Source organism: bacterium (genome assembly GCA_021372535.1).
Classification (GTDB): domain Bacteria; phylum Latescibacterota; class Latescibacteria; order Latescibacterales; family Latescibacteraceae; genus JAFGMP01.
Map to the genome: position 1 here is coordinate 12,808 of JAJFUH010000038.1, position 22,423 is coordinate 35,230.

The 22,423-nt window shown below is 49.3% G+C and carries 15 protein-coding genes; 11 read left to right on the plus strand and 4 right to left on the minus strand.

The features are described 5' to 3' along the window. Positions 1–480: 480 nt before the first annotated feature. On the plus strand, positions 481–2,676 hold the full coding sequence (locus LLG96_03845; protein ID MCE5249332.1) for a beta-galactosidase trimerization domain-containing protein: 2,196 nt from the start codon (positions 481–483) through the stop codon (positions 2,674–2,676). A 114-nt stretch (positions 2,677–2,790) separates the two neighbouring features. Here the strand turns inward: LLG96_03845 and LLG96_03850 are convergent, their stop codons facing one another. Together LLG96_03850 and LLG96_03855 are read right to left on the minus strand one after the other, a co-directional pair. Continuing rightward, positions 2,791–3,213, minus strand: a complete 423-nt coding sequence (locus LLG96_03850; GenBank protein MCE5249333.1) for a GNAT family N-acetyltransferase — start codon at positions 3,211–3,213, stop codon at positions 2,791–2,793. A 415-nt stretch (positions 3,214–3,628) separates the two neighbouring features. Next, positions 3,629–5,098, minus strand: a complete 1,470-nt coding sequence (locus LLG96_03855) for an SH3 domain-containing protein (protein MCE5249334.1) — start codon at positions 5,096–5,098, stop codon at positions 3,629–3,631. A gap of 469 nt (positions 5,099–5,567) precedes the next feature. Here LLG96_03855 and LLG96_03860 point away from each other — a divergent pair, with 469 nt between their 5' ends. Continuing rightward, a complete protein-coding gene (locus LLG96_03860) occupies positions 5,568–6,260 on the plus strand; it encodes a DUF3108 domain-containing protein (protein ID MCE5249335.1) in 693 nt (230 codons plus the stop codon). Between the two features lie 92 nt (positions 6,261–6,352). On the opposite strand, the gene LLG96_03865 is transcribed toward LLG96_03860, so the two are convergent. After that, positions 6,353–7,174 (minus strand): PilZ domain-containing protein, encoded by an 822-nt coding sequence (locus tag LLG96_03865; protein MCE5249336.1) that lies wholly within the window; start codon positions 7,172–7,174, stop codon positions 6,353–6,355. A gap of 728 nt (positions 7,175–7,902) precedes the next feature. Between LLG96_03865 and LLG96_03870 the strand changes: the two genes are divergently transcribed. The 4 genes from LLG96_03870 to LLG96_03885 all read left to right on the plus strand — a co-directional run bounded on the left by LLG96_03870 (position 7,903) and on the right by LLG96_03885 (position 12,455). After that, entirely contained in the window at positions 7,903–8,883 is a 981-nt protein-coding gene (locus LLG96_03870; GenBank protein ID MCE5249337.1) for an HD domain-containing protein, read from the plus strand. A 401-nt stretch (positions 8,884–9,284) separates the two neighbouring features. Continuing rightward, positions 9,285–10,283, plus strand: a complete 999-nt coding sequence (locus tag LLG96_03875; GenBank protein ID MCE5249338.1) for an HD domain-containing protein — start codon at positions 9,285–9,287, stop codon at positions 10,281–10,283. Positions 10,284–10,648: 365 nt separating this feature from the next. Beyond that, on the plus strand, positions 10,649–11,623 hold the full coding sequence (locus LLG96_03880) for an HD domain-containing protein (GenBank protein ID MCE5249339.1): 975 nt from the start codon (positions 10,649–10,651) through the stop codon (positions 11,621–11,623). 100 nt (positions 11,624–11,723) lie between these two features. Beyond that, positions 11,724–12,455, plus strand: a complete 732-nt coding sequence (locus tag LLG96_03885; protein ID MCE5249340.1) for a hypothetical protein — start codon at positions 11,724–11,726, stop codon at positions 12,453–12,455. A 209-nt stretch (positions 12,456–12,664) separates the two neighbouring features. Here LLG96_03885 and LLG96_03890 read toward each other — a convergent pair whose 3' ends face one another. Beyond that, a complete protein-coding gene (locus LLG96_03890; protein ID MCE5249341.1) occupies positions 12,665–13,996 on the minus strand; it encodes an amidohydrolase in 1,332 nt (443 codons plus the stop codon). Positions 13,997–14,368: 372 nt separating this feature from the next. On the opposite strand from LLG96_03890, the gene LLG96_03895 reads away from it, so the two are divergent. From LLG96_03895 to LLG96_03915, 5 genes are all read left to right on the plus strand, one after another. Then, the gene (locus LLG96_03895) at positions 14,369–14,503 is read left to right on the plus strand and encodes a hypothetical protein (protein MCE5249342.1); all 135 of its coding nucleotides are present in this window, start codon (positions 14,369–14,371) and stop codon (positions 14,501–14,503) included. Beyond that, positions 14,454–15,530: a UDP-N-acetylglucosamine 2-epimerase (non-hydrolyzing) gene (gene wecB, locus LLG96_03900; protein ID MCE5249343.1), complete on the plus strand. Its 1,077-nt coding sequence runs from the start codon at positions 14,454–14,456 to the stop codon at positions 15,528–15,530. The genes LLG96_03895 and wecB overlap by 50 nt, the downstream gene beginning before the upstream one ends. Further along, on the plus strand, positions 15,527–17,740 hold the full coding sequence (locus tag LLG96_03905; GenBank protein ID MCE5249344.1) for a heparinase II/III family protein: 2,214 nt from the start codon (positions 15,527–15,529) through the stop codon (positions 17,738–17,740). The genes wecB and LLG96_03905 overlap by 4 nt, the downstream gene beginning before the upstream one ends. Positions 17,741–17,896: 156 nt before the next feature. Next, on the plus strand, positions 17,897–19,942 hold the full coding sequence (locus tag LLG96_03910) for a Gfo/Idh/MocA family oxidoreductase (protein MCE5249345.1): 2,046 nt from the start codon (positions 17,897–17,899) through the stop codon (positions 19,940–19,942). Positions 19,943–20,051: 109 nt separating this feature from the next. Then, positions 20,052–22,421, plus strand: a complete 2,370-nt coding sequence (locus tag LLG96_03915; protein MCE5249346.1) for a bi-domain-containing oxidoreductase — start codon at positions 20,052–20,054, stop codon at positions 22,419–22,421. Positions 22,422–22,423 lie beyond the last annotated feature (2 nt).

The window sequence follows — 22,423 nt, forward strand, 5'->3', positions numbered from 1 at the left end:
CATAGGAAACCTTTTTAATCAGAATTGATACTTTCTTCCGATAGTATGTGATCCCCCCTGCCTGCGGCATCCCCCCTTTTTAAGGCGGGCGCGGCTTTTTGGGCACTTTCATCCCCCTTTCTTTAATAAGGGGGACACGGCGAAGCCGAGGGGGATCAATCATGTTAGCTGATTTAACTGGATAACCGGATACGTTTAAACAGCAATTTTACGCCACTGAATGATTTTCTTTCTGTCAGGATATACCCGGCATTGAATCCCCTTGCACATTCATTTCACCACCGATCAAGTCGGAGGCTGAGCTCACATTCATGTATTAATCGGATCAAAAAGGATATTGACAATTACAGGAAACACCCCTATGCTTACACGATATTAATGGGAATTAGGCTATCAGCTCCTTTATCAGGAGCTGCATTGCGGTTTTGTGTCATACACGGTGATTATCGTGTTTTTCATCATGTACATACGGAGGTAACCATGGCATCATCCGGTCAGACATACCTTTCACGCCGTCATTTTATGCGGAACGCGGGAATTGCCGCAGGAACAGCTTTCGCCGCCGGTATCAGGCCCGTCTACAACGCATCAGCCGAGGAAACCGGACATTCCGCGGGCTGGTTTGACACTATGTACCGGCAGTTTCACATCGATGCACATTTCGGAGGCTTCAGAGAGATATACAGGAATTTCGATGCCGAAGCGACCGCTCAGATGTATGAAGAAGCCGGAATACAGATGGTCAGCTACTTCTCGAAATGCTGGGCGGGATATTCGTACTATCCCACGAAAATCGGCGTCGTGCATCCCGGGCTTGACAGGGATTTCACCGGGGAATTGACCGCCGCGCTGAAAAAAAGGGGAATACGGCGAATCCTGTATTTCATGCTCGGTATGGAGCGCCGTCACCAGTACGAGCACCCCGAGTGGATCCGTAACACCGATTCAAAGAAGACGGTTGTCGAAAAAAGCGCAATCCCCGAATCCGCCATGATGTGCTTCAATTCTCCCTATGTCGATGAAATCGGTATACCCCAGATGAAGGAAATTATCGCGCTCTACGACATCGACGGATTTTTTGTGGACATTGTCATGCAGCAGTATCTCCAGGACAACTGCTGGTGCAAATACTGCCGCGAATATTTCGCCAATGAGGTTGGGGGCGCGATGCCGTCCGGTGACAGCGATCCGAAAGCGTTCGCCTATCGCAAATGGGCGAACCGTCACATGGAAGCGCACATGGAAAAGGTCCAGCGCGCCCTTGCCGAAGTCAAGCCCGATATTGAAATCATCAATAATTACGCATGGATGATGCGGTATCCGGTAACCCCGCCTCGGTATGTCCACCATATAACATGGGACACTCCTGTACCGAAAGTCGGTCTTTATTCATGGAATTTTTCCCTCGAAGCCCGGTATGTCTCCACACTCCCGGATATTACCTGGAGCTGCATGAACACCCGCGGAAATACCTGGGGAGAATACTCGCTCCGCGAGCCCGAGGCGTTCATGAGCGAATGCGCCATTCTTCTCGCCGCCTGCGGAAGAACCTATCTCTCCGATATCCCTTACCCGCACGGCAACCCCGATCCGGCGGTCATGGAAGTGTTCGGCGCTGTCAACAGGCGCACCCGCGAGCTCGAACCCTATGTGAAGAACTGCATGCCGGTCACCGATACAGCGGTGCTTCATTCGCCCGACTCGGTCTGGTCAAAAATGCCCATGGCGCCTACACCGGCATGGATTCCCAGTCCGGCATACTACCCTGTGTGCGGCGCCCACAAGGCGCTAATCGATGGGCATATCCAGATGGGAATCCTCAACAGCGGAGGCTTATGTGACAGTCTGAGCCTTTACCGGGCGCTTGTACTACCCGACCAGCGCATCCTGAGCGACCGTGAATGCGAAACGATACGGGCCTTCGTAAAGAACGGCGGGGCGCTCCTTGCAACCGGTGAGACAGGAACGAGAGATACGGACAACAAATCCCTCAAAAACTGCGCGCTCGCCGATGTACTCGGTGTGGATTACCTGGGCACATCCGATACGGCGAACTGTTACCTCCGGACAAAAACCGGAATCGACAGTCACGGCATTCCGGCAATGGATATACAGGTCATGGGCCCGTATGGCCGGGTTAAAACCACGACCGCGAAGACACTGATCGAACTGGTTCCGCCGTTCGAGGGAATCAAAAATGGCACACCGCCGCCCGCTCTTTCACCGGAAGGCCCCGGGGTGACGGTGAACATGTATGGAAAAGGCAGGGCTGTCTACTGCGCCGCGAAACTGTTCGACTCATACTACCGTGAAAGCACACCGGTGCAGCGGAAGCTCGGCCTCTGGATGCTCGAACAGGTGTACCCGCCCGAAGCTCGCACCATTGTTCTCGAAAACACCCCTGTCAACGTCGAGGTTTTCTATAACCGCCGGGGGAAGGAACTGTTCGTCCACCTCGTCAACTACTCCGGCGACAAGCGCGAGGTCGGTACCCCGCAGGTACAGGATTTCGCCGTCGTGCATGGTATTCGTATCAGGCTGCAGCTTGCCCGGAAACCGGCGGGAGTCACAACCGTTCCCGGCGGGAAAACCATACCGTCCGCCTATTCGGACGGCTGGCTGACCTTCACCGCGGAGCCGCTCGCGATCCACGAGGTGTACAGGATAGAGACGTAATACCGCTATTTTTCAGGAAGAAGGAAAAACCGTAAGCCGCATGCGTGTGAACAATCCGGGTAACAACGATTGCTGTGGATGCCGTCTGAAAACGGAGACCCTGCTCCGGAGATGTCACAGGTCTTTACGCATGATTATGCGTGTCTCCCCGGGCCCGAAATAATCATCCACGGTCTCCGTCTCACGGAAACCGAGGGCGCGATAACATGCCCGTGCATCTGTGTTTCCGGGTGCAACGGTCAGAAACACTTCATCCGCTCCTTTGGAGGACAATACGTCGATCGCATCGAGCATGAGTCCCGTCGCAATACCCATGCGGCGGTATTCATTTTTCACGGCGAGCGAAAGTATCCAGCACGCTCCGTTTTCCGGCTTCAAAGCGCCGAGAACATACCCGGCGATGGTTCCCGTATCGTTTACGGCGATGCGGAGCAGATTGCCGAACACATCAAGCGCCTGACGGAAAAAAAACAGTGGATAGCCATGAACCCCGAACACTTCCTGTTCCAAAGAAAATACATCCGCTAAATCACCCACGGCAGCTGTCCGTATGGTTATATGAGAATCCAAGGATGGCCTTTCGTTTTAAAAAAAATTTGGTTATTCAATTAGTGCATAAAACTTACAGATGAGATGTTTTTTTCATGTTAACGTGTCATTCCCGTGAAAACGGGAATCCATCACCTGATGCTCATGACAGAGCGAAGTTAATACTGGATTCCCAATTCACTTCGTTCTTGGGAATGACAATACTTGGGAAATACATTAGTGATTATGAGCTTATTGAATAAACAAAAAAGAGAAAAAACCAAGCTTTTCAGAAAATATGCAAAACCGGAAATGAAAACAACACCATTGTACCATAAACCTTCCACAAAAAACGCCGCTGCATCTTCTGTTTTACAGAATGCACAGCGGAGCTCAATGAAAAAGTACAACATTTTACGGTGTATCAAGGCTTGATTGTTGTAATCTCCGTCCAGCTGCCGATGTTTGAACCGCCTTCGAGTTCGGTATCGTTGACATTGACGCGGTTGACATTCATTCTTGTACCGTCCTCGCTGTTATAGCTGTAACCGGACTGGTGGATCACATAATGCTTACCGTCCACCTCGCCGAGATACGTCGATATATGGCCGCCGTCACCGACAAAGCATATTCCGGGCTCGCATCCCTTGAGAAACTCGTATTTTTTCTCTTTCGGAGTCGAGCGGGGGAACATGACGACATGGTCTGAAGCATGCAGCTCGTGGGTTGTCCATCGGCCGGTATAAATACCGCACGTTCTGAGGACAACACGAACCATCCCGCAGCAGTCTCGTTCGTTGTATGAATCCGCCCAGCCGTAGGGACGGTAGAGCAGGGTGAAAAGGGTATTGATGACATTACGCTGGGTGAAAGGCTGGTAGCCGACACTGACCCGCGCATCGGGTTTCACCCATCCGGCAGCCATGCCGAACGAGCCATCCGGCTTGCGGTACGGATAGCTTACCTCGTAACCGTCGGCGGTTTTCCTGGTGAGCCTGACTTTTGCGCCCATGTAAAAATCCTCGATAAACACATCGAAGTTTTTGTCGGCATAAATCGGCACCTTGTGGCAGGTAGCGACGATAAAATCCGTGCTGTTGATGTAGTCGCCGATTTCCTTCGGAGAGCCGAAAGCCACATTGACCGCGGGTATCCAGCCGAAGCAGATTTCGCTCCGCACGTAATACCAGTCATGATCCTTCGACACATGGAGAACCGCAACCGGCTGGCCGTAATCAATCATTCCCGACTGGAAACTATCGAGCCAGCCGCCCGGACCGCCGCTTGCCGGCAGGTTGGTGGGCATCACTCTGTCGAGCGTATGCTTCACGAGAATTCCATACCGCGGGGTAATGATCTTTGCGGGAATCGAAGACACATTGGTCATGTCGATGAGCTCATTTTTCATGTCCTCGTCGTACTTCATGTTTCTTCGATCGTAGAGGTTACGGTTATTGAACCAGTTGTTCGAGCGCTCGATACGAGCGCGGAGGCTGTCGGCGGGAAAAGAAGTGATCGAGAGCGGATCCTCGACATGGTACATGATTCCGATGAGGTCCTTATCGTCGAGTACCTGCTGAATCGAATAAGGATTCCCGAAAGCATCGGTGAATTCTGAACCGCGCGTGCTGTTCTTTTTATTGAGCTCCCGTATCTGTGCCGGGGTCAATATGATCTTGTCGGGATCCTTGATACGGGAAATCCAGAAATCGGCCGACTGCATCTCTGCAGTCGATCCGGGAACGACTTTCGGAGCGGTAAGCGCCTGTCTACGCTCGCCCTGACGTTCACCTTGACGTTCACCACGGGGCGCGTTTGCCTGGCCCTGTGCAACGGAAACAATCATGGCGAATAATGCAAAGCATACGCTCATACTCTTCAGCACTTTACTCATGAATTCTTCTCCCTCAGTACTTTTTTACACTTATAGTTTATAGGTGAATAGTTCTCCAAATCGCCTGATATGTGAACCACCTTCCGGTCCCGATATCATTGAGGCTTAAACGACCGACTCCGAATTCAGTTCCCGCTTTGCAAAAAGACAAATAAATCCCCATTCTGCAGAAAGCAGTTTGTATGAATGTACATATGTATATATTTAATAAAATAATTTACCCGCTATTATAATTAAAAACAGTGCCGGAAACAATCGAATAAATGGAGCGACAAGCACAGTACAGGTAATCTCAATCCCGATTATACCTGAGTTTTATAGGCCTCGGGAGGGTGACCTGCCGTATAAACAGCATATGCCTGTACGACACCGCATCAGGGATGTATTGCACTGGCAGACGAAAGATGGTATATTATAACCGGTTGAAATTCTCGACAGTTAGTTTTCATGAATACCGTTTGAAAGTACTATGAGATATCTGACGCTGCTCTTAAGTTTAATCCTTGTTCTCGGAACTGCCGGCTGTATTTTCGACAGCGATAAAAAGGACGACATCAAGGGGGAGTATCTCGATTCATACTTCCCGCTCAATCCGAAGCTGACAAGGAACTACACGGTAACGACCTTTCTGGATTCGCTCGAATCCCGCAGTACCATGATCCGGTTTTTTTCCGGGATAATGAACTTCCATGGTACTCCCTACTATATTCTTCAATCGACCGACAGCGACAAGTATTCGTATTACCGTATCGACAACGGTATTCTCTATCGTTTTTACTTTGAAAACGAAAAATATTTCGTTCCCTTCGCTCACGAGGAGCCTCTTCTCGACTTTACGAAAAATCCCGGTGAATCCTGGCTTGTCGTCGACAACACCATTCCGGAAACAAACGGAGAAACCACCTATACTCTCACCGCAACGTATGTCGGGCTTGAAACGGTTCAGGTACCGGCCGGAACATTCGAAGGGTGTACGCGGTATGATAATTACGAAACATTTGTCAATGTATACAGCACCGGGGAAGGCGAGAACACGCAGAGAATGGAGATGAGATACAGCACATGGTATGCGAAGAGCGTCGGACTTGTCAAGGCGACATCCGAGGGGGATTTTTTCGGAAATTATCTGATCGAGCTCGAGACCTATACCCTGAAGAAATAACCATAAGCCTGAAAACCATTCCGCCCATCGAAATCATTCCCTATCCGGTGCGACTCCGGTGAAGTTCCTGCCGGGAGTGAAAAACTCCGGAGTTATTGTTCGAACATATTCGCCATTTTGAGACGGTTCTGTTTCGACAGGTTGATGAATTTCAATCCCGCCGTATTATCGGGTCTCACATGCAGCATGATTGACTCCGCCACCCAGTTGCTGAGGGGCGGCTGGTCGATTTTCAGGAGCACTCTGTATGTATCCTCGGGATTGAGCTTTTCATCGAGGTTTATATTTGCAAGAAAGGCGCCGGTGCTGCTGATGTTTTTTACCTGTGCAGAGCCGTTGATGCAATGGATGGGATCGGAAGTACTGTAAACCTGGATCTGCGCCGCGATATCCACATCGAGGCGGGGCCATCGCCGTTTCAGAGCGGGAATCTGATTGGACGAAAATAAAAGTGTGTTCAGTTTTCTCGTCATGTAGGTATTGTCTTTATTGGATTTGTAAAAATAATCGTCAATTTCCCCTTCAGGAGGCGGCGCGCTCTTTTCGGACTCCATGGCATACAGTATCCTGGTATCTTTCAATTCATCACGTCTCTTGATGCACTTTATCACTTCCGATGAAGGAATGTCGGGGAATTTTTCATCGATGATCGCGAGATGGGGAAGAATCCTGGAACAGTCGACGAGGGTATCGCATCCTGTCTGCGCAATGGTGATGTTGATCCGATGATCGTTCTCGAAGAGTTCCGCCACAAGTTTACACAGGGCATCGTCCGGAGACCCTATCAGTATCTCCCATTTTGTTTCCTGGGAGGATGAAAAATTCATGAGGAGGTCCGCATCCTCATCGGTGATCAGCCTCGTTATATCATTGAATCCGAACTGTTCGGACGCGTTGTCTTGTTTCTGGTCCATCGTAAGTTCTCCATATCATGAGGAACAGGTTTTTTCAAGTGAAACAGGAGTTGTTATATAATACGACAACAATTCCATTCTGACAAGAGCGCTTATGGTCTTTATCAGACATTGACAATACAGGGTATAAATCACTTCTATCATTTATAAAATTTTTTAATGGAACAATTTACCGGGCATTGTCACTATGAACAATAAAAATCACTGCCCGCCTCGATTCTTTGCACCATTTGTCCCTGCCATACAACCATCCTGTCTTCAGGATTCTTTTGGAATCACTAATTATGTCTTGACATTATATCAACCTCATATAATAATATAATCAATAATGTTACGCATTAACAATAAAATATGTGGTTTTTTTTCTTATAATGTGCATTATTTAACAGATATAAAGCATAGCGAAAAACACTGTCTGAGCCGTCAAGGGTCAGAACTGATCCCCGATTAATGATTCGGGGACAACAACCTGGCCCGCTCTATTCACATATTTTAATTGAACACAGATTTTTGCGGATCGGGTGGATTTTCAAGAATTGTTAATACCTTTTAAGATGTGAACGATTAATAATTACTAATGATAGTAAAAATAATCTATTATGTGTGTTTGTGTTTTAGTGGTAATTTTTTTTATGAATTAAACAACCTGACAACATTTTTCGCCGTCGAGCATGCAAGAAGATATCTTTTCTTCGATCTCTTGATGAGCACCGGAATCCGGAAAAACCATGAATGCCGTTCCTGATCAGGAAACGTATGTACCGATATATCTCGGCACCATGAGAGCCAACACATTACAGCTATTCAGTATTTATATCAAGATTGCTGATAATTATGTGCTCTATCATACCGGGGGTGAACGACTCAACGAGGAGGTGCTCAATAAACTCATCTATAATAAAATAACGTTTGTGTATATCAGGAAAAAAGATACCGGTGCTTATAATGAGTACCTTGCCGAAAATCTTTCCTTGATTCTTCGGGATCCAGTTACATCTGTCGAAGAAAAAGCCGAAATAGCTAATTACTCCATTAGAACCATCGCCCATTATATTTTCGAACAGCCTGACCCCGCCAATCTGAAACTCTTCAGGCAGTCCGTTGTTTCGGCAACGGATTTTATCCTTAATTATGAAGAAGCAATATATGCACTCATCCGTATGACATCATACAATTTCACCATTCCGAATCATTCCATTAATGTTGGTATTTTTGCCACGGGACTCGCAAAAACAATTTTACGCAATGATCCGGCGCACAAAATACAGGAAATTGCAATGGGATTTTTCCTCCATGATATCGGCAAGAGCCTGATCCCCGAGAGTATCATGAACAAACCGGGACCCCTGACCCACAGCGAATGGAAAACCATGAAACTCCATCCGTCAGAGGGATTCAAGCTTCTTACGAACAACAATATCCGCAGCGAGGAAATCAAAATAATCGTTACCCAGCACCATGAGCGTAACAGCGGAAAAGGGTATCCCCGGGGTTTGAAAGGGAATCAGATCCACATGTACAGCAAGATATGCCTGATCGCAGATATTTTTGAGGCGCTCACATCCCACCGGCCTTATAAAAAACGTCACGACAGCTCGTTCAACGCTCTTCTCACCATGAAAAATGAAATGCTCAAGGAATTCGATCCGTTCTTTTTTCAGCAATTCGTTCTCCTTTTCCGAAATACCTTCGGGACATCCCATATATAAAAAAATACCATACGTAATACATGAATCGGATTCATGCTCTGCATATAAAAGCCCGGAATTCCCGTTCATCCGGTATGGTTGCCCTGTTTGATCATACCTTATTATAAGAAATTCCGTGAGGATACTGAGTATTTCCCACGGCACAACCATGAGAAGTATTTTAAAAAAATAGGGGGTTGCTAAAAAATAACTTTCCTCTTGCTCAAGATTTTTATATCCTTCCTACTACGGATCAGGTTTTGACAACACCTGCATTATCTGATATGGCTTTTGATTAATCGTATTACAATGAAACACTCCGTTCCTGACAAAGGTTATTAATAATAGTTACCTGTACCAGGAATGTTTATGGTTTGTACTGAAAAATATAATACGGTACTTTTTCGAGGTTATAGACTGAAATGGATCAGACACCACCTGCAGAATTCATTCCCATTTATCTCCGAACTATGCGTGTCAACACATTGCAGTCTTTCAGTATATACATTAAAGTTGTCGATAATTATGTACTCTATCACAGCGGAGGCGAAAAATTAACCGAGGGTGTTCTCAACAAGCTTATTGAAAATAAAATAGTTTATGTCTATATCCGTAAGCAGGATACGGAGGCTTATTTACAGTATCTTTCGGAAAATCTTTCAAAAACGCTCAAAGACCCCGATGTTTCTCTCAAGGAAAAATCCGAAATCGCCAATGTTTCTATACGCAGCATCGCCTTTACCTTTTTTGATAAACCCAGCGAAGAAACCCTTAAACAGTACATGACATCCGTCGCAACATTGGCCGAATATATCCTTACATATGAAGAAGCAATTTATACCCTCATACGCCTGACTTCGAACAAATACGGTATTTCAACCCATTCTATCAATGTCGGTATGTATGCGACAGGCCTCGCGAAAAATCTCCTGGCCGACGATCCCAGTCATAATATCAAGGAAATTTCGGCGGGATTTTTTCTCCATGATGTCGGTAAAAGTCTCATACCCGGACAGATTCTCTATAAAAACGGTCCGCTGACTCACAGCGAATGGAAAACCATGAAACGTCACCCCACCGAAGGATTCAAACTCCTCAATCAGTTCAATCTCAACAGTAATGAAATAAAAATCATCACAACACAGCACCATGAAAGGAAAAACGGTAAAGGTTATCCCATCGGCATCAAAGGTGACGGTATTCACATATACAGTAAGATATGCAGTATCGCCGATTCGTTCGAAGCCCTTACTGCGACCAGACCATATAAAAAAAGGAACGAAAGCTCCTTTAACGCTCTCCTGATATTGAAGAATGAAATGATGAATGAATTCGATCCGTTCTTTTTCCAGCAGTTTGTCCTTCTGTTCCGCGAAGCACTCGAGCAGTCGAAACCTAAAACTGTCGTACAGTTATCGTAATGATTGCCTGATACTTTTCCTTGAATATCCTCTGTTCCTGACAGATATCATTATCTGGCTTCCGATAATCATTCCTGCTGTTCCCATGCCCTCCGTGTCTCAGTAGTGAAAATATTTGAACTTCCATGCTTTTTATAAGATATAACCGGATAAGTATATGTGTTTGATGAAATAATCGAGTGTCCGGCTGTTCCGGTTTTTGTATGTCCTTTTAATCGTTTTAAATTACAGCCAAATACATAAAACATTTACTGATTTTTGATTTAAGATTGTTTTTAAACTTGACTTTAGTAAATTCAGGTAGCATAGTAGCATGATAGTGAGTATTTCAACAAGAAATACGTTTATTCGGGAGACAGAGTTTTATGTTTCAGACTATGGATCAGGTTTATTATGAGGTACCACTTAATTCGATAAGGATCGATTCAGAGCCGTATTTCAATATTTATAATAAGATAGAGGATGAATATAAGTTCTTTCATTCTAAGGGAGAACCGTTTACCGATGAAAATCTCGACGGGTTTCTCAGCAAAGGAATCATGTCGGTTTTTATCCATGCGAACGATTCCAAATACTACAGCCAATATCTGGCCGATAATCTCACTGACATTCTCGGCAATCCGAACATGACTGTCAATGAAAAGGCGCAATTTTCCCATGCGGGAATCACCGGTGTTGCCCGGATTCTTTTCGAACAGCCAAAGCTTGAAATAATACGGTTATTCAAATCCTCGATATCATCCGTGACTGATTTTGTACTCGAAGATGAAGATGCCATCAGCGAGCTTATTCGCCTGACATCATACAGTTTCAGTCTGTCGACACATTCTGTCAATGTCGGTATCTTTGCGCTGGGTCTGGCAAAAATGCTTCTGGGTAATGACCCGTTCCATAATATGCGTGAAATCGCCGCCGGATTTTTCCTCCATGATATCGGTAAAAGCATGATACCTCAGTCAGTTCTGCATAAAGCCGGCCCTCTGACTCATAACGAGTGGAGAAGTCTCAAGCTGCATCCGACGGAAGGTTATAAACTCCTGAATCAATTTAAAATCTGCAATAATGACATAAAAACAATCGTCATGCAGCACCATGAACGTAACAACGGGAGAGGGTACCCGTACGGTTTACATGAAGATGAAATCCACCTGTACAGTAAAATCTGCAGTATTGCCGATGTTTTTGAAGCGCTCACATCTCATCGTCCTTACAAAAAGGAGAGTAAAAGTTCGTTTTCCGCATTACTTATCCTGAGAAAGGAAATGGCAAAAGAGTTCGACCCGCATATGTTCCAGCAGTTTGTTCTCCTGTTCCGTAACGCATACGATATTCAATCATGAAAAATGGCAGCAGATTTTTTTGTTCTTTTCATTTCTGCCGGGCGTACTATATCATATAGTTTGTAAGTTATCGAAAATCATATAACGGTGGATTTTATATATGAAACGGTTTTCATTTATCGCTCCGGCGCTTCTTGTACTTTCTCTGGCAGGTTGTATTTTCGATCATGATGACAGCGGAGACAGGCTTCGGGCCGAACGGTATTTTCCCCTGAAGGAAAACACTTCATGGACATACCGGGATACGTACGGAAATGGCCTTGAAGGAACCAGCACCCTGGCTATAACCGGGAAAAAAACACAAGAAGGTCATGAATACGCTGTTTTTTGTGTAGAAGGGACAGAGACCGAAAACTATTTCCGTATCGAGAATAACGTTGTCTACGTCTACATGGGCAATACCGCAGCGCTGCCTCTGCCGGAAAATTCACAGCGCCGGCGAGCGGCGATGCCTGCCTTCGTAATGAGTGCCGGAGAGCACGAATGGCCTTATTTCGATTTCTCTGCGAAAATCGGGGATACGTGGGAAATTTACCGGGATAAGCTCAGTCTCGTTGATGCGGTAACGGATGTTGTGATTACGGGAAAACTGACAACCGGCGCTGTTGAAGTCGAAAGCGGGTCATACGGGGACTGCGCGATATTCGCCATAACCACGGTAAGGGAAACCGTCTATTCCGATAACCGTCCCGCCAGGAATGAGAAAAACACGGTGACATGGTGGCTCGCCCGCGATATAGGTCTGGTTAAACAGACCCAGGAAATTCAGAGCGGCGACAATCCGCCGGAAATCATCGAATCCGAGCTCCTGTATTACTCCGTTCCCTTTTAGCTCGATCTGTTCACATTTTTAAATAGAACACGGATTTTCGCGGATTTGATTTTTATATACCGTTGTATGCATGTCGACTTTTTTAATTGTAGCTATATATAGTATTAATAATATATTATGTCTCTTTCTGCCTTTATGGTTAAGCATATTTCACGAATAGTCAGTCTTTGGTGACGGCTGAGAATCCTGTCCATTTACCGCTCAGCTCCTCATTCCAGCCTGAACAGATTTCGGGCGTTTCCGCTGAGAATCCGTGCCGCGACGTCCACAGCCTCGGTTTCGGTCATGAGCCCCATGGTCACCTTCTCCGCAAGAACATGGGCGATATTTTCCCGCGCAATCTCGAGAGAACCCCAGACCGTTTCCGGTACGAGCGCATCACCGCCAAATCCGTGGATTTTATTTACCGGAACCAGGTCGAGCATATGCGAAAGCCCCTCACGGGCGCCTTCCGGGACAATGATATGTACCCATGTCAGGTCGAGCGACACATTGGGGAACTGTTTGGCAAGGCATGCCGTTTCCTTCATCCACGGGTAGCCCGAATGAAGGAGATGGAACCGTACTTTCGGGTATTTGACAAAAAGATTCGTAAGCAGGGAAGCCCGCGAATTTACAACTTCGTTGCCCATGTGGGTCTGGATGCCGGTGTGAACAATCACCGGGAAACCATGCTCCTCGGCGCGGTCGAGGATACGGTGCAGGACGAAATTCTCGAAGGGGCGGGCTTCTGCGAACGAGAGAGTTTCTTCGAGATGCGGGAGCCGCCGCAGCGTAAAGATACGCTTCATCACCCGCTCGGCCTCGTCACGGGTGCTGTCTTCGTAGTGCAGGTCCCGCAGGTAGGCATCGGCAATCTTGAGCGCGATCCGTTTGTCCTTTTTCCAGCGGTCGAACTGTTCGTCCATGACATCGAGGAGATGATCGATGTTACGGATTGTCCTGCCGAACATTTTTTCCAGATTGGCAAGTCCTCCCGGCAGGTACATATAGGAAAAATGCCTGAACCGCGAGACAAACCGCAGGAGCTCGCGGTCCATCCGCTCGTATGCCCCCGGAAGCGCCATGGTGTCGATATCGTTCACAATGTGCGTGATTCCGCAGATTTCTCCGAACAGTTTCCGATAGACGCCCGGTTTCATGAGCGCAGCGAGTTTTTCCGTAACTTCATGGTATGTGCCGTCGGTCAGGTCGTCGATTCCGAGCAGTTTTTTCATTGAATACCGCGCGGCGCGGCAGTATCCGGTATAGCGGGAATGTTCCCAGTACGGCTTTATATACTTCCATTTCTCATCGAGCGAAAGCGCTCGCCCGTTGATACGCAGCACCGATCCGAGTGTCTCCCTGTATTCCAGAAGATTGGGAATTTCCATACCCGCGCTCATGAGATCATCGATGGTATACCACGATGTGAATCTCCCGAAATCGGCGTTTTTTTCAAGATAGTCCTCTTCCGGATACATGAGGTGTTCATGCATGTCTACAACCGCCATGGAATCGATTTCGGTTTTCAAACGTTGGTAGAGCTCCCTGCCTGGCATGCGATTCTCCTTTTTATCGAGTCGTATTATCGAGTGAACGTAATCGATATGATGCTTAAAAAGGTAATATGGATAATGTTAATAGTTTGTTCTCTCGTTTCAAATGAAAATTCTACCTATCAATACCCGGTAACGATAATTGTCGCCCATCGGCTTCTGAGAGTAAACCGATTCCTGACACAGGAGTGTTCCTCTGCTGCAACGGTGTAGCACAGTACCAGTACTCAATCGGACTAACATTTTGCACCGCGACCTCCCGGGCAGCTCCGGTATCGGAGAAACACGATTGATGTACACGGATTACTTATTTTTTTGATGTACATATGCAAAAGAGAATTGTAAAATGCGATAAAAGCAGTTAATATAAGGAATATGGTAAACTGTCCACCCGGCTTGTTATACAGGAATAACGATTGTGATACGTATTATCTGTGTTTGCGGGGCACGTCCCAATTTTATGAAGATTGCCCCCCTCATGCATATTTTGAAACAAAAACCGGATTTTGAAACTCTTCTCGTGCATACCGGACAGCACTATGATAAGAACATGTCCCGCCAGTTCTTTGAAGAGCTCGATATCCCCAAACCCGATATAAATCTGGAGGTCGGCTCCGACAGTCATGCTGTCCAGACTGCGAAAATCATGATGGGATTCGAGCCGGTTGTCCTCGATTTCAAGCCCCGCTATGTTCTCGTGGTTGGTGATGTCAACAGCACCATCGCCTGCGGTCTCGTTGCGGTGAAGCTCGGCGTGAAGCTCATCCATGTCGAAGCCGGCCTGCGAAGCTTCGACCGGACGATGCCGGAGGAGATCAACAGGATTCTGACCGATTCCATCAGCGACATGCTGTTCGTCAGCGAGCAGTCGGGTGTCGACCAGCTTCTCAGGGAAGGTATCGACCGGAAAAAGATTCATTTTGTCGGCAATGTCATGATCGATACGCTCCTCGCCAACATCAAAAAAGCCCGGGAATCGTCAATTCTCGGCAGGCTCGGTCTTTCGCCACGCCGCTATGTCGCCGTGACGCTTCACCGTCCGAGCAATGTCGATGACTACAAAAATTTCGGGAGTATTCTCGGCGCTTTCGAGACAATCGGGCATGAGATGAAGATCGTGTTTCCCATCCATCCCCGGACACGTAAAAATATCGGGAACATGGGATTTTCGGATCGTATAGCTTCCATGAAAAATCTTGAAATTACCGACCCGCTCGGTTATCTCGATTTTCTGTGGCTCATGAATAATGCCGCTGTCGTTCTGACAGACTCCGGCGGAATTCAGGAGGAGACGACGATTCTCGGTGTTCCGTGCATGACGCTCCGTGAAAATACGGAACGGCCGGTGACGATAACTGAAGGAACCAACCGTCTCGTTCCCCTGACCACCCGTGATATCCTCTTCCACTTCAACACCATCATCGGTCAGGGAATCACACCTGCTCCCCGAGTGCCGAAATTCTGGGATGGGAAAGCCGCGGAGCGTATCGTCGCGATCATTGAAAGCGATCACGGCCTATCGGGTGAGACAGCATGAATCCGGTATCACTGGCAGGAAGAATATTCAGGGGATTGATGGGACGGCTCCGTAACTACGGTAATCGCATGGCGACGATCACACTGTCGGGGGGAATACGTACGGTGTTACGCAGGATTAAAGCTCGATGGTCACGTAAAATACGAATTCTTCAGGCAAAGCTCGGGAAAACCGAACTTTCCGACGCCGCTTTTTTACAGAGTCTCGAGCTGCCTTTTTCGCAGTCGTGGAAATCGTATCTCGACCATATGGCCACCCGGAGCGAGCCCCGTTTTTTCTTCGCAGGTACGTCCACGGAAGAAATCCGTATGGCAATCGAAACCGGATTCAAAGAGCATGAATTGCAGACTATAATCGCCGCCGACCGTGTGTGCGGTCATGTGTTCGATCTCCTCGGTTCGGGTCCGATACGGCTCGGTGACACGATAGACTGGCATACGGACTTCAAGACGGGCCACCGGTTCGACCCCTGGGTATATTACACCGATGTCCGGTATGCGCCGTATAAAGTGGGCTTCGACATCAAGGTTCCATGGGAGCTGAGCCGCGCCCAGCACCTTGTCTGGCTCGGTCAGGCGTATCTGCTCGCCAAAGATGAACGGTACGCCCGTGAATTTGTCTCCGAAGTGACCGGCTGGATAAAACACAATCCCCCCCAGTTCGGAATCAACTGGACCTGCACGATGGATGTGGCGATACGGGCGGTCAACTGGATATGGGGGTATTACCTCTTCAGACAATCGCCGTCGCTCACCAAACCGTTTCTCGAAAAATTATTCAAAAGCCTCCTCATTCACGGCCGTCATATCAGAAACAATCTCGAATGGTCGGAATGGCTGACAAGCAATCACTACCTCTCGAACATCGTCGCTCTCGTATACCTCGGAATTCTCTTTACCGAATTCGGGGAGGCGCAGTCATGGCGCGAATTCGGCCTCAGGGAGCTGGAAAACGAGATGTTCAGGCAGGTTTACGAGGACGGTGTCGATTTCGAGGCATCGGTGACCTACCACCGGATGGTGACGGAGTTTTTCCTGTCGGCCACGATTCTCGCCCGGCTGAACGGACATACGTTCAGCGCCGGGTATATGGAGCGGCTCGAAAAGATGGTGGAGTTCGTCATGCACCTCACCAAGCCGGACGGCACCGTACCCATTGTCGGCGACAACGACAATGGCCGCCTGCACAGGCTGAAAGCATGGATGGACGACCCGCTCAGGGAATGGTACGATCACCGGTATCTTCTTTCCATCGGGGCGGTGCTGTTCGACCGTAAAGATTTCGCCCGTTCGGCGGGAAACGAATGGGAAGAGGCGCTCTGGCTTTTTGGGAAGAAGGCATATGACCTCAAAGTGGCGTTCGAAAGCACCGATAATCTGCCGCTTGAATTATCTTCATGTTGTTTCAGGGATTCCGGCTTTTATATTATGAGGAGCGGATCGTGGTACATGAATATCAACGCCTGCCCGAACGGCCAGAAAGGGAACGCCGGTCATGCGCATAACGACTCGCTCGGATTCGAGCTCTACGGTGCAGGCACGACATGGATCATGGACCCGGGAACGTATGTCTACACCTCCGATTACGATGCGCGGAATCTTTTCCGATCATCGAAGATGCACAGTACGGTAACTGTCGATGATGAGGAACAGAACCGCGTTGATCCCATGATCCTGTTCCAGATGAAGGACGACGCTCATCCCCGTGTTCTCCGGTGGGAAGAAACCGGCGCATACAGCCTGTTTGTCGGGGAACATGACGGTTATATGCGGCTGGAAAGCCCGGTAATGCACCGTCGGGCAATTTTTTTCGACAGGCGCGACGAGGTCTGGCTCATTCGTGATACGTTTGCCGGAGACGGGAAACACACGTATATGTTCACGCTCCCGTTTACTCCGGGAATCAGCATCGGAACGCCGGGATTCTATGAACACCGTACCGCGGCAGTCGACAGTGCAATGCATAAACTTCACGTGGTATCCCTCGGCCCGGAATCGTCCGTGATGACCGTGCAGGATAGCTCGGTAGCACCCGGGTATGGCTCGAAGCTGAGCGCCCCGAAAGTTGTGTTTACATGGGATACCACACAGGAATTTCTGCTGGCGCTTGCCATCGAAACGGATGCGGAACCGGTGGACGGGCGGATTTCAAGGGCGCTTGAACACATGAAAACGGTTGATAAGGATGAGATAAACGGGACTTATACATGACGAAATATTTTATTACGCTTCTTTTTGAAATAGATGCCGAAACGAGTTCGGCATGACGGTCATCCCGAACTCATTTCAATATCTAACCATTTATAATACAATTAGTTATGTAAATACGCAACCATTTCGATATACAGTGATATTACGGGGTAATGAATGAAACAGATTACAGTGCAGGACGGCCGGGTGATGTTTCATGAAGTTCCCGTTCCGGCTGCGGGCGACGATGAGGTACTGGTAAAGATCGAGCGGTCGTATCTGGCAATCGGTACAGGAAGCGCACCGGGCAATGGAAACGTCCGTTCAGGGGAAAATCCGCCACCTCTGTTTTCGGCTGCAGGAACGGTGGCGGAGGCAGGAAAGAACGTTCATGACCTGTTCCCCGGCGACAGGGTAGCCTGCGTTTGCATGGATGCCGCAGGTCATGCCGGGTATAAGAGCTTCCATCACAGTCTTACGGTTCCCGTGCCGGATAAACTGAACATCGAAGAGGCCGCTCTTGTCGCGCCGGGAGCCGCTGCATTACAGGGTGTACGGAGGGCGCGGCCAACGCTCGGGGAGCACTTTATTGTCGTGGGAATGGGACTGACCGGCCAGATTACCTTCCAGCTCCTGAAAGCGGAGGGATGCAGGGTAACGGGTATCGATACGGTGTCCGGGCGGTTACAGCAAGCGCTTGAACATGGTCTCGATTCGGGTTTCGATCCCGGAAGCGGCGACTTTGTTGCAAATGTTAAACGCATAACCGGGGGAATGGGCGCCGATGGTATCATACTCACCGTTCCCTGTCCGGATGACATCCTCATGGCGGTATATGCCGTATGCCGTAAAAAGGCCCGCGTAGTGCTGGTTGATGAGGGAATCTGTTCTCTTTCCCTCGCCGGTATTCAGGGGAATGAGTTCGATATCTCCATCGCGGCTTCAATGGGACCCGGCATATCGGATAGCGAGCGGGAAAGGGGAAGTGTCGATTTTCCCCTCGGATACGTGCGCTGGACAGACAGCCGGAACATGGCGGAATATCTGCGCCTTGCGGCGGAAGGCATAGTCACCGCCCGTTATCTTGTCGAGGGAGTCTATCCTCTCGAAAATATTCAGGATGCCTGTGACGCGATTAACGGTTCCCTCCGAAAACCTTCCGCGATTCTCGTGTCCTTTCCGGAAACGGCGGAGACCGGACAGCCCGTACAAACGGTGTGTGATACTCCCATCAGGACAGTGAAAACAAAACCGCTCCGTGTTGCCGTTATCGGCGCGGGATCGTTCGCTCAGGCGGTACATATCCCGAATATCAGGCAGAATCCCGACCTGTATGCGCTTGAAGCGGTTGCCTGCCGCACCGGGGAACATGCCCGAGCTGCCGCCGAAAAGTTAGGGATCAGCCGTTTCACTGCCGACTATGAAGAGATTCTGGAAAATCCCGAAATCGATGCGGTTGTTATCGCGACCCGTCACAACCTCCATGCGCACATTGCCCTAAAGGCGCTGAAGTCGGGCAAACATGTGCTTGTGGAAAACCCTCTCGCAATGAACAGGACGGAGCTCGATACGATTCTCGATTTCTATTCGCAATCCGGGGAAAAGAGAGCGCCGCTGCTCATGACAGGATTCAACAGGCGGTTTTCACCCCTTGTCAGCCGTATCCGTGAGATTTTGGAGAACCGTACGAATCCGATGGTGATCAACTACCGTATGAACGCGGAGTTCCTCCCGCCCGACCACTGGTTATACGGCGCGGAAGGCGGCGGCAGAAATATCGGCGAAGCATGCCACATATACGATTTATTCACCTGTCTGACCGATTCTCCCGCTCTGTCTGTCGAAGCACTGTCCATACGGCCTCCGCAGGGGAAATTTAGTAGCCGCGATAATTTTGTCGCCACGATTACATTCGGGGACGGCTCGCTCGCGACACTGACCTGTACAACGCTCGGTTCATCCGGATATCCGAAGGATCTCCTCGAGATTTACTGTGACAACCGGGTGTTTGTTCTTGACGATTTTTCCGCGCTCACCGGGTATGGTATCGCCGATGTCCGCATGTCCGGCCAGAACGGGAAAGGGGAGAGGGAGGAAATCGAAGCATTCGCCCGTGCTGTAGTCGAAGGAGGCCCGTGGCCGGTTCCCCTCTGGCAGCAGGTTCAGGCAATGGATATTGCATTCGAGATGAAAAGGCTCCTGATGGATACATCGCCGGAATAACCATTACGAGTCTGATTCCACCGTGAAGCAAGCGGAACGATGTCAGGAATAACAAATGCCCTGACAACATGGATAATATAAAGATACGCAGCTCTATACGAGGTTTGGAATGAAACAGGTTTTTCTGAGAGACGGTAAGGCAGTCGTTGAGGAAATACCGCCCCCGACGCCGGGTGCTGATGAGGTTCTCGTCAAAGTCGTTCGCTCGTGCATCTCGACCGGCACGGAGCTTAGCGGAATAACCGCGATGAAGCCGCCCGAGCCGGTTCCTGAAGCTATTCCCGAAGCAGTTCCTGAACAACCGGTTGTGCACATCCCTCTCTGGAAGCAGATACTCACCGATCCCGGTATGTGGGAGCGGGCGATCAAAGACCCCCGGAAAATCGTACGCTTCCTGTGGAGGCTTTTCGTGAGCGCACTGAAATGGCCGATAAACAGGCTGAGATCCTACCTGTTGGTTCAGATTCTCACATCGCCCGGCATGTGGAAACGGGCGATCAAGGACCCGAGAAAAATACTCCGCTTCCTGGGAATCATCAGGGAGCGCGGACTGGAGTTCGCGACGACATCGGTCGCGGCGCAGATATCAGTGGCTTATCCCCTTGGATACTCTGCTGCCGGTATCGTGCTTGAAACGGGAGAAAACATCCGCGACATCTCTCCCGGCGACCGGGTTGCCTGTGCGGGAGCCCAGTGTGCGCATCATGCCGAATATATCGTTGTTCCGCGGAATCTCCTCGTTCCCGTGCCGGACAGCCTGGATTTCGATACGGCAAGCACTGTAGCGCTCGGTTCGATAGCCATGCAGGGTGTGCGCCGTGCTCAGCCGGAGATCGGGGAAACGTTCGTGGTCATCGGACTTGGCCTTTTAGGGCAGATGACCGTCCAGCTTCTGAAAGCGAACGGCTGCAGGGTAATCGGGACAGACCTCGATCCGCAGCGTATCGACCTCGCAAAAAAGCTGGGGATGAACACCGGACTCTACCCCGGCCAGGGAGTTCCAGTCGAACTGGTGAACCGTCTTACCGGAGGAACGGGAGCAGACTGTGTCATCATCACCGCCTCCGGCCCGTCAGCTATACTGGCGACGGCTTTCCAGATGTGCCGGAGAAAGGGGAGAGTTGTTCTGGTCGGCGATGTGGCCATCACAATCAGTCGCGGCGATATTTACCGCAAGGAGCTCGATTTCTTCATCTCAACATCGTACGGTCCCGGACGATATGATGCACGGTATGAAGAAAAGGGGATCGATTACCCGCCGGGTTATGTGCGCTGGACCGAGAACCGTAACATGATGGAATATCTACGTCTTGCGGCGGAGAAGAAAATTTCGGTCGGCCCCCTCATACAGAAGGTGTTTCCGGTCGAAACGGCGTCGGACGCTTATTTTACCCTGAAATATTCCCCCGACAAGCCGCTCATTGCCCTTCTGTCGTATCCCGAAGCCGGAATGGACGTTCAGCCCGGACGGAAAATACCGAATCCCGAAGTCCATCCCGTAGTGGTGGATAAACGCATACATGTCGCCGTGGTCGGCGCTGGCGGATTTGCTAAGGGCATCCATCTGCCTAACTTTAAAAAGCTGTCCGAGGTGTATTCCATCCATGCCATAGCGGATGTAGTGGGGCATAATGCGGTGGCGACGGCAAAGCAGTTCGGAGCCGCTTATTCGACGACGGATTTCCAGGAGGTCATCGAAGACCCCGATATCGATGCAGTTTTCATCACAACCCGCCATCATCTCCATGCCCTGCTTACCGAAAAGGCTCTCAGGGCAGGCAAACATGTCTTCGTGGAAAAACCGCTCTCCATGGACAGGAAAGGGCTCGAAGCTATCAGGCAGGTCTTTGAATCGTCCGGCGAAAATGCGGCTCCGGTTCTGCTGACCGGTTTCAACCGTCGATTTTCGCCATTCGCCCGGCGGATACGGGAGCTCACGAACGGCCGTAAAAATCCGATGATACTCAACTACCGCATGAATGCCGGATACATTCCGCTCGATCACTGGGTGCACGGCGAGGAGGGAGGTGGACGGAACATCGGCGAGGGATGTCATATTTACGATCTTTTCACCTATCTCGTCGATGCACGGGTAACCGCCATCGAGGCAAAATCCATCAGGCCAGCGACCGATTACTGCAGTTACCGCGATAATTTCGCCGCGACGATGACGTTCGAGGACGGTTCGATTGCGACTCTTACCTATACGGCGCTCGGTTCAGCCGAATACCCGAAGGAAAACCTCGATGTTTTCTGCGACGGCATGGTGCTTGTGCTCGATAATTACACTACGCTCACCGGGTACGGCACAAGCGAAGCGGATATTTCCTCAGCGGGTGTCAAGGGGCATTTCGAGGAGATTCAAGCCTTCGCGGCTGCAATTTCGGAGAAAAAAACCGCGCCTATTCCTCTCTGGCAGCAGTATCAGGCGATGGAAATCGCCTTCGAGGTAGACCGCATCCTTGCAGCGAAGAAATAGCG

Coding starts and splice junctions, on each gene's coding strand:
- LLG96_03890 (MCE5249341.1), bottom strand. CDS start 13,996: ATGCCAGGCAGGGAGCTCTACCAACGTTTGAAAACCGAAATCGATTCC.
- LLG96_03875 (MCE5249338.1), top strand. CDS start 9,285: ATGGATCAGACACCACCTGCAGAATTCATTCCCATTTATCTCCGAACT.
- LLG96_03885 (MCE5249340.1), top strand. CDS start 11,724: ATGAAACGGTTTTCATTTATCGCTCCGGCGCTTCTTGTACTTTCTCTG.
- LLG96_03860 (MCE5249335.1), top strand. CDS start 5,568: ATGAGATATCTGACGCTGCTCTTAAGTTTAATCCTTGTTCTCGGAACT.
- LLG96_03865 (MCE5249336.1), bottom strand. CDS start 7,174: ATGGACCAGAAACAAGACAACGCGTCCGAACAGTTCGGATTCAATGAT.
- LLG96_03910 (MCE5249345.1), top strand. CDS start 17,897: ATGAAACAGATTACAGTGCAGGACGGCCGGGTGATGTTTCATGAAGTT.
- LLG96_03855 (MCE5249334.1), bottom strand. CDS start 5,098: ATGAGTAAAGTGCTGAAGAGTATGAGCGTATGCTTTGCATTATTCGCC.
- LLG96_03845 (MCE5249332.1), top strand. CDS start 481: ATGGCATCATCCGGTCAGACATACCTTTCACGCCGTCATTTTATGCGG.
- LLG96_03905 (MCE5249344.1), top strand. CDS start 15,527: ATGAATCCGGTATCACTGGCAGGAAGAATATTCAGGGGATTGATGGGA.
- wecB (MCE5249343.1), top strand. CDS start 14,454: ATGAAGATTGCCCCCCTCATGCATATTTTGAAACAAAAACCGGATTTT.
- LLG96_03880 (MCE5249339.1), top strand. CDS start 10,649: ATGTTTCAGACTATGGATCAGGTTTATTATGAGGTACCACTTAATTCG.
- LLG96_03870 (MCE5249337.1), top strand. CDS start 7,903: ATGAATGCCGTTCCTGATCAGGAAACGTATGTACCGATATATCTCGGC.
- LLG96_03915 (MCE5249346.1), top strand. CDS start 20,052: ATGAAACAGGTTTTTCTGAGAGACGGTAAGGCAGTCGTTGAGGAAATA.
- LLG96_03895 (MCE5249342.1), top strand. CDS start 14,369: ATGGTAAACTGTCCACCCGGCTTGTTATACAGGAATAACGATTGTGAT.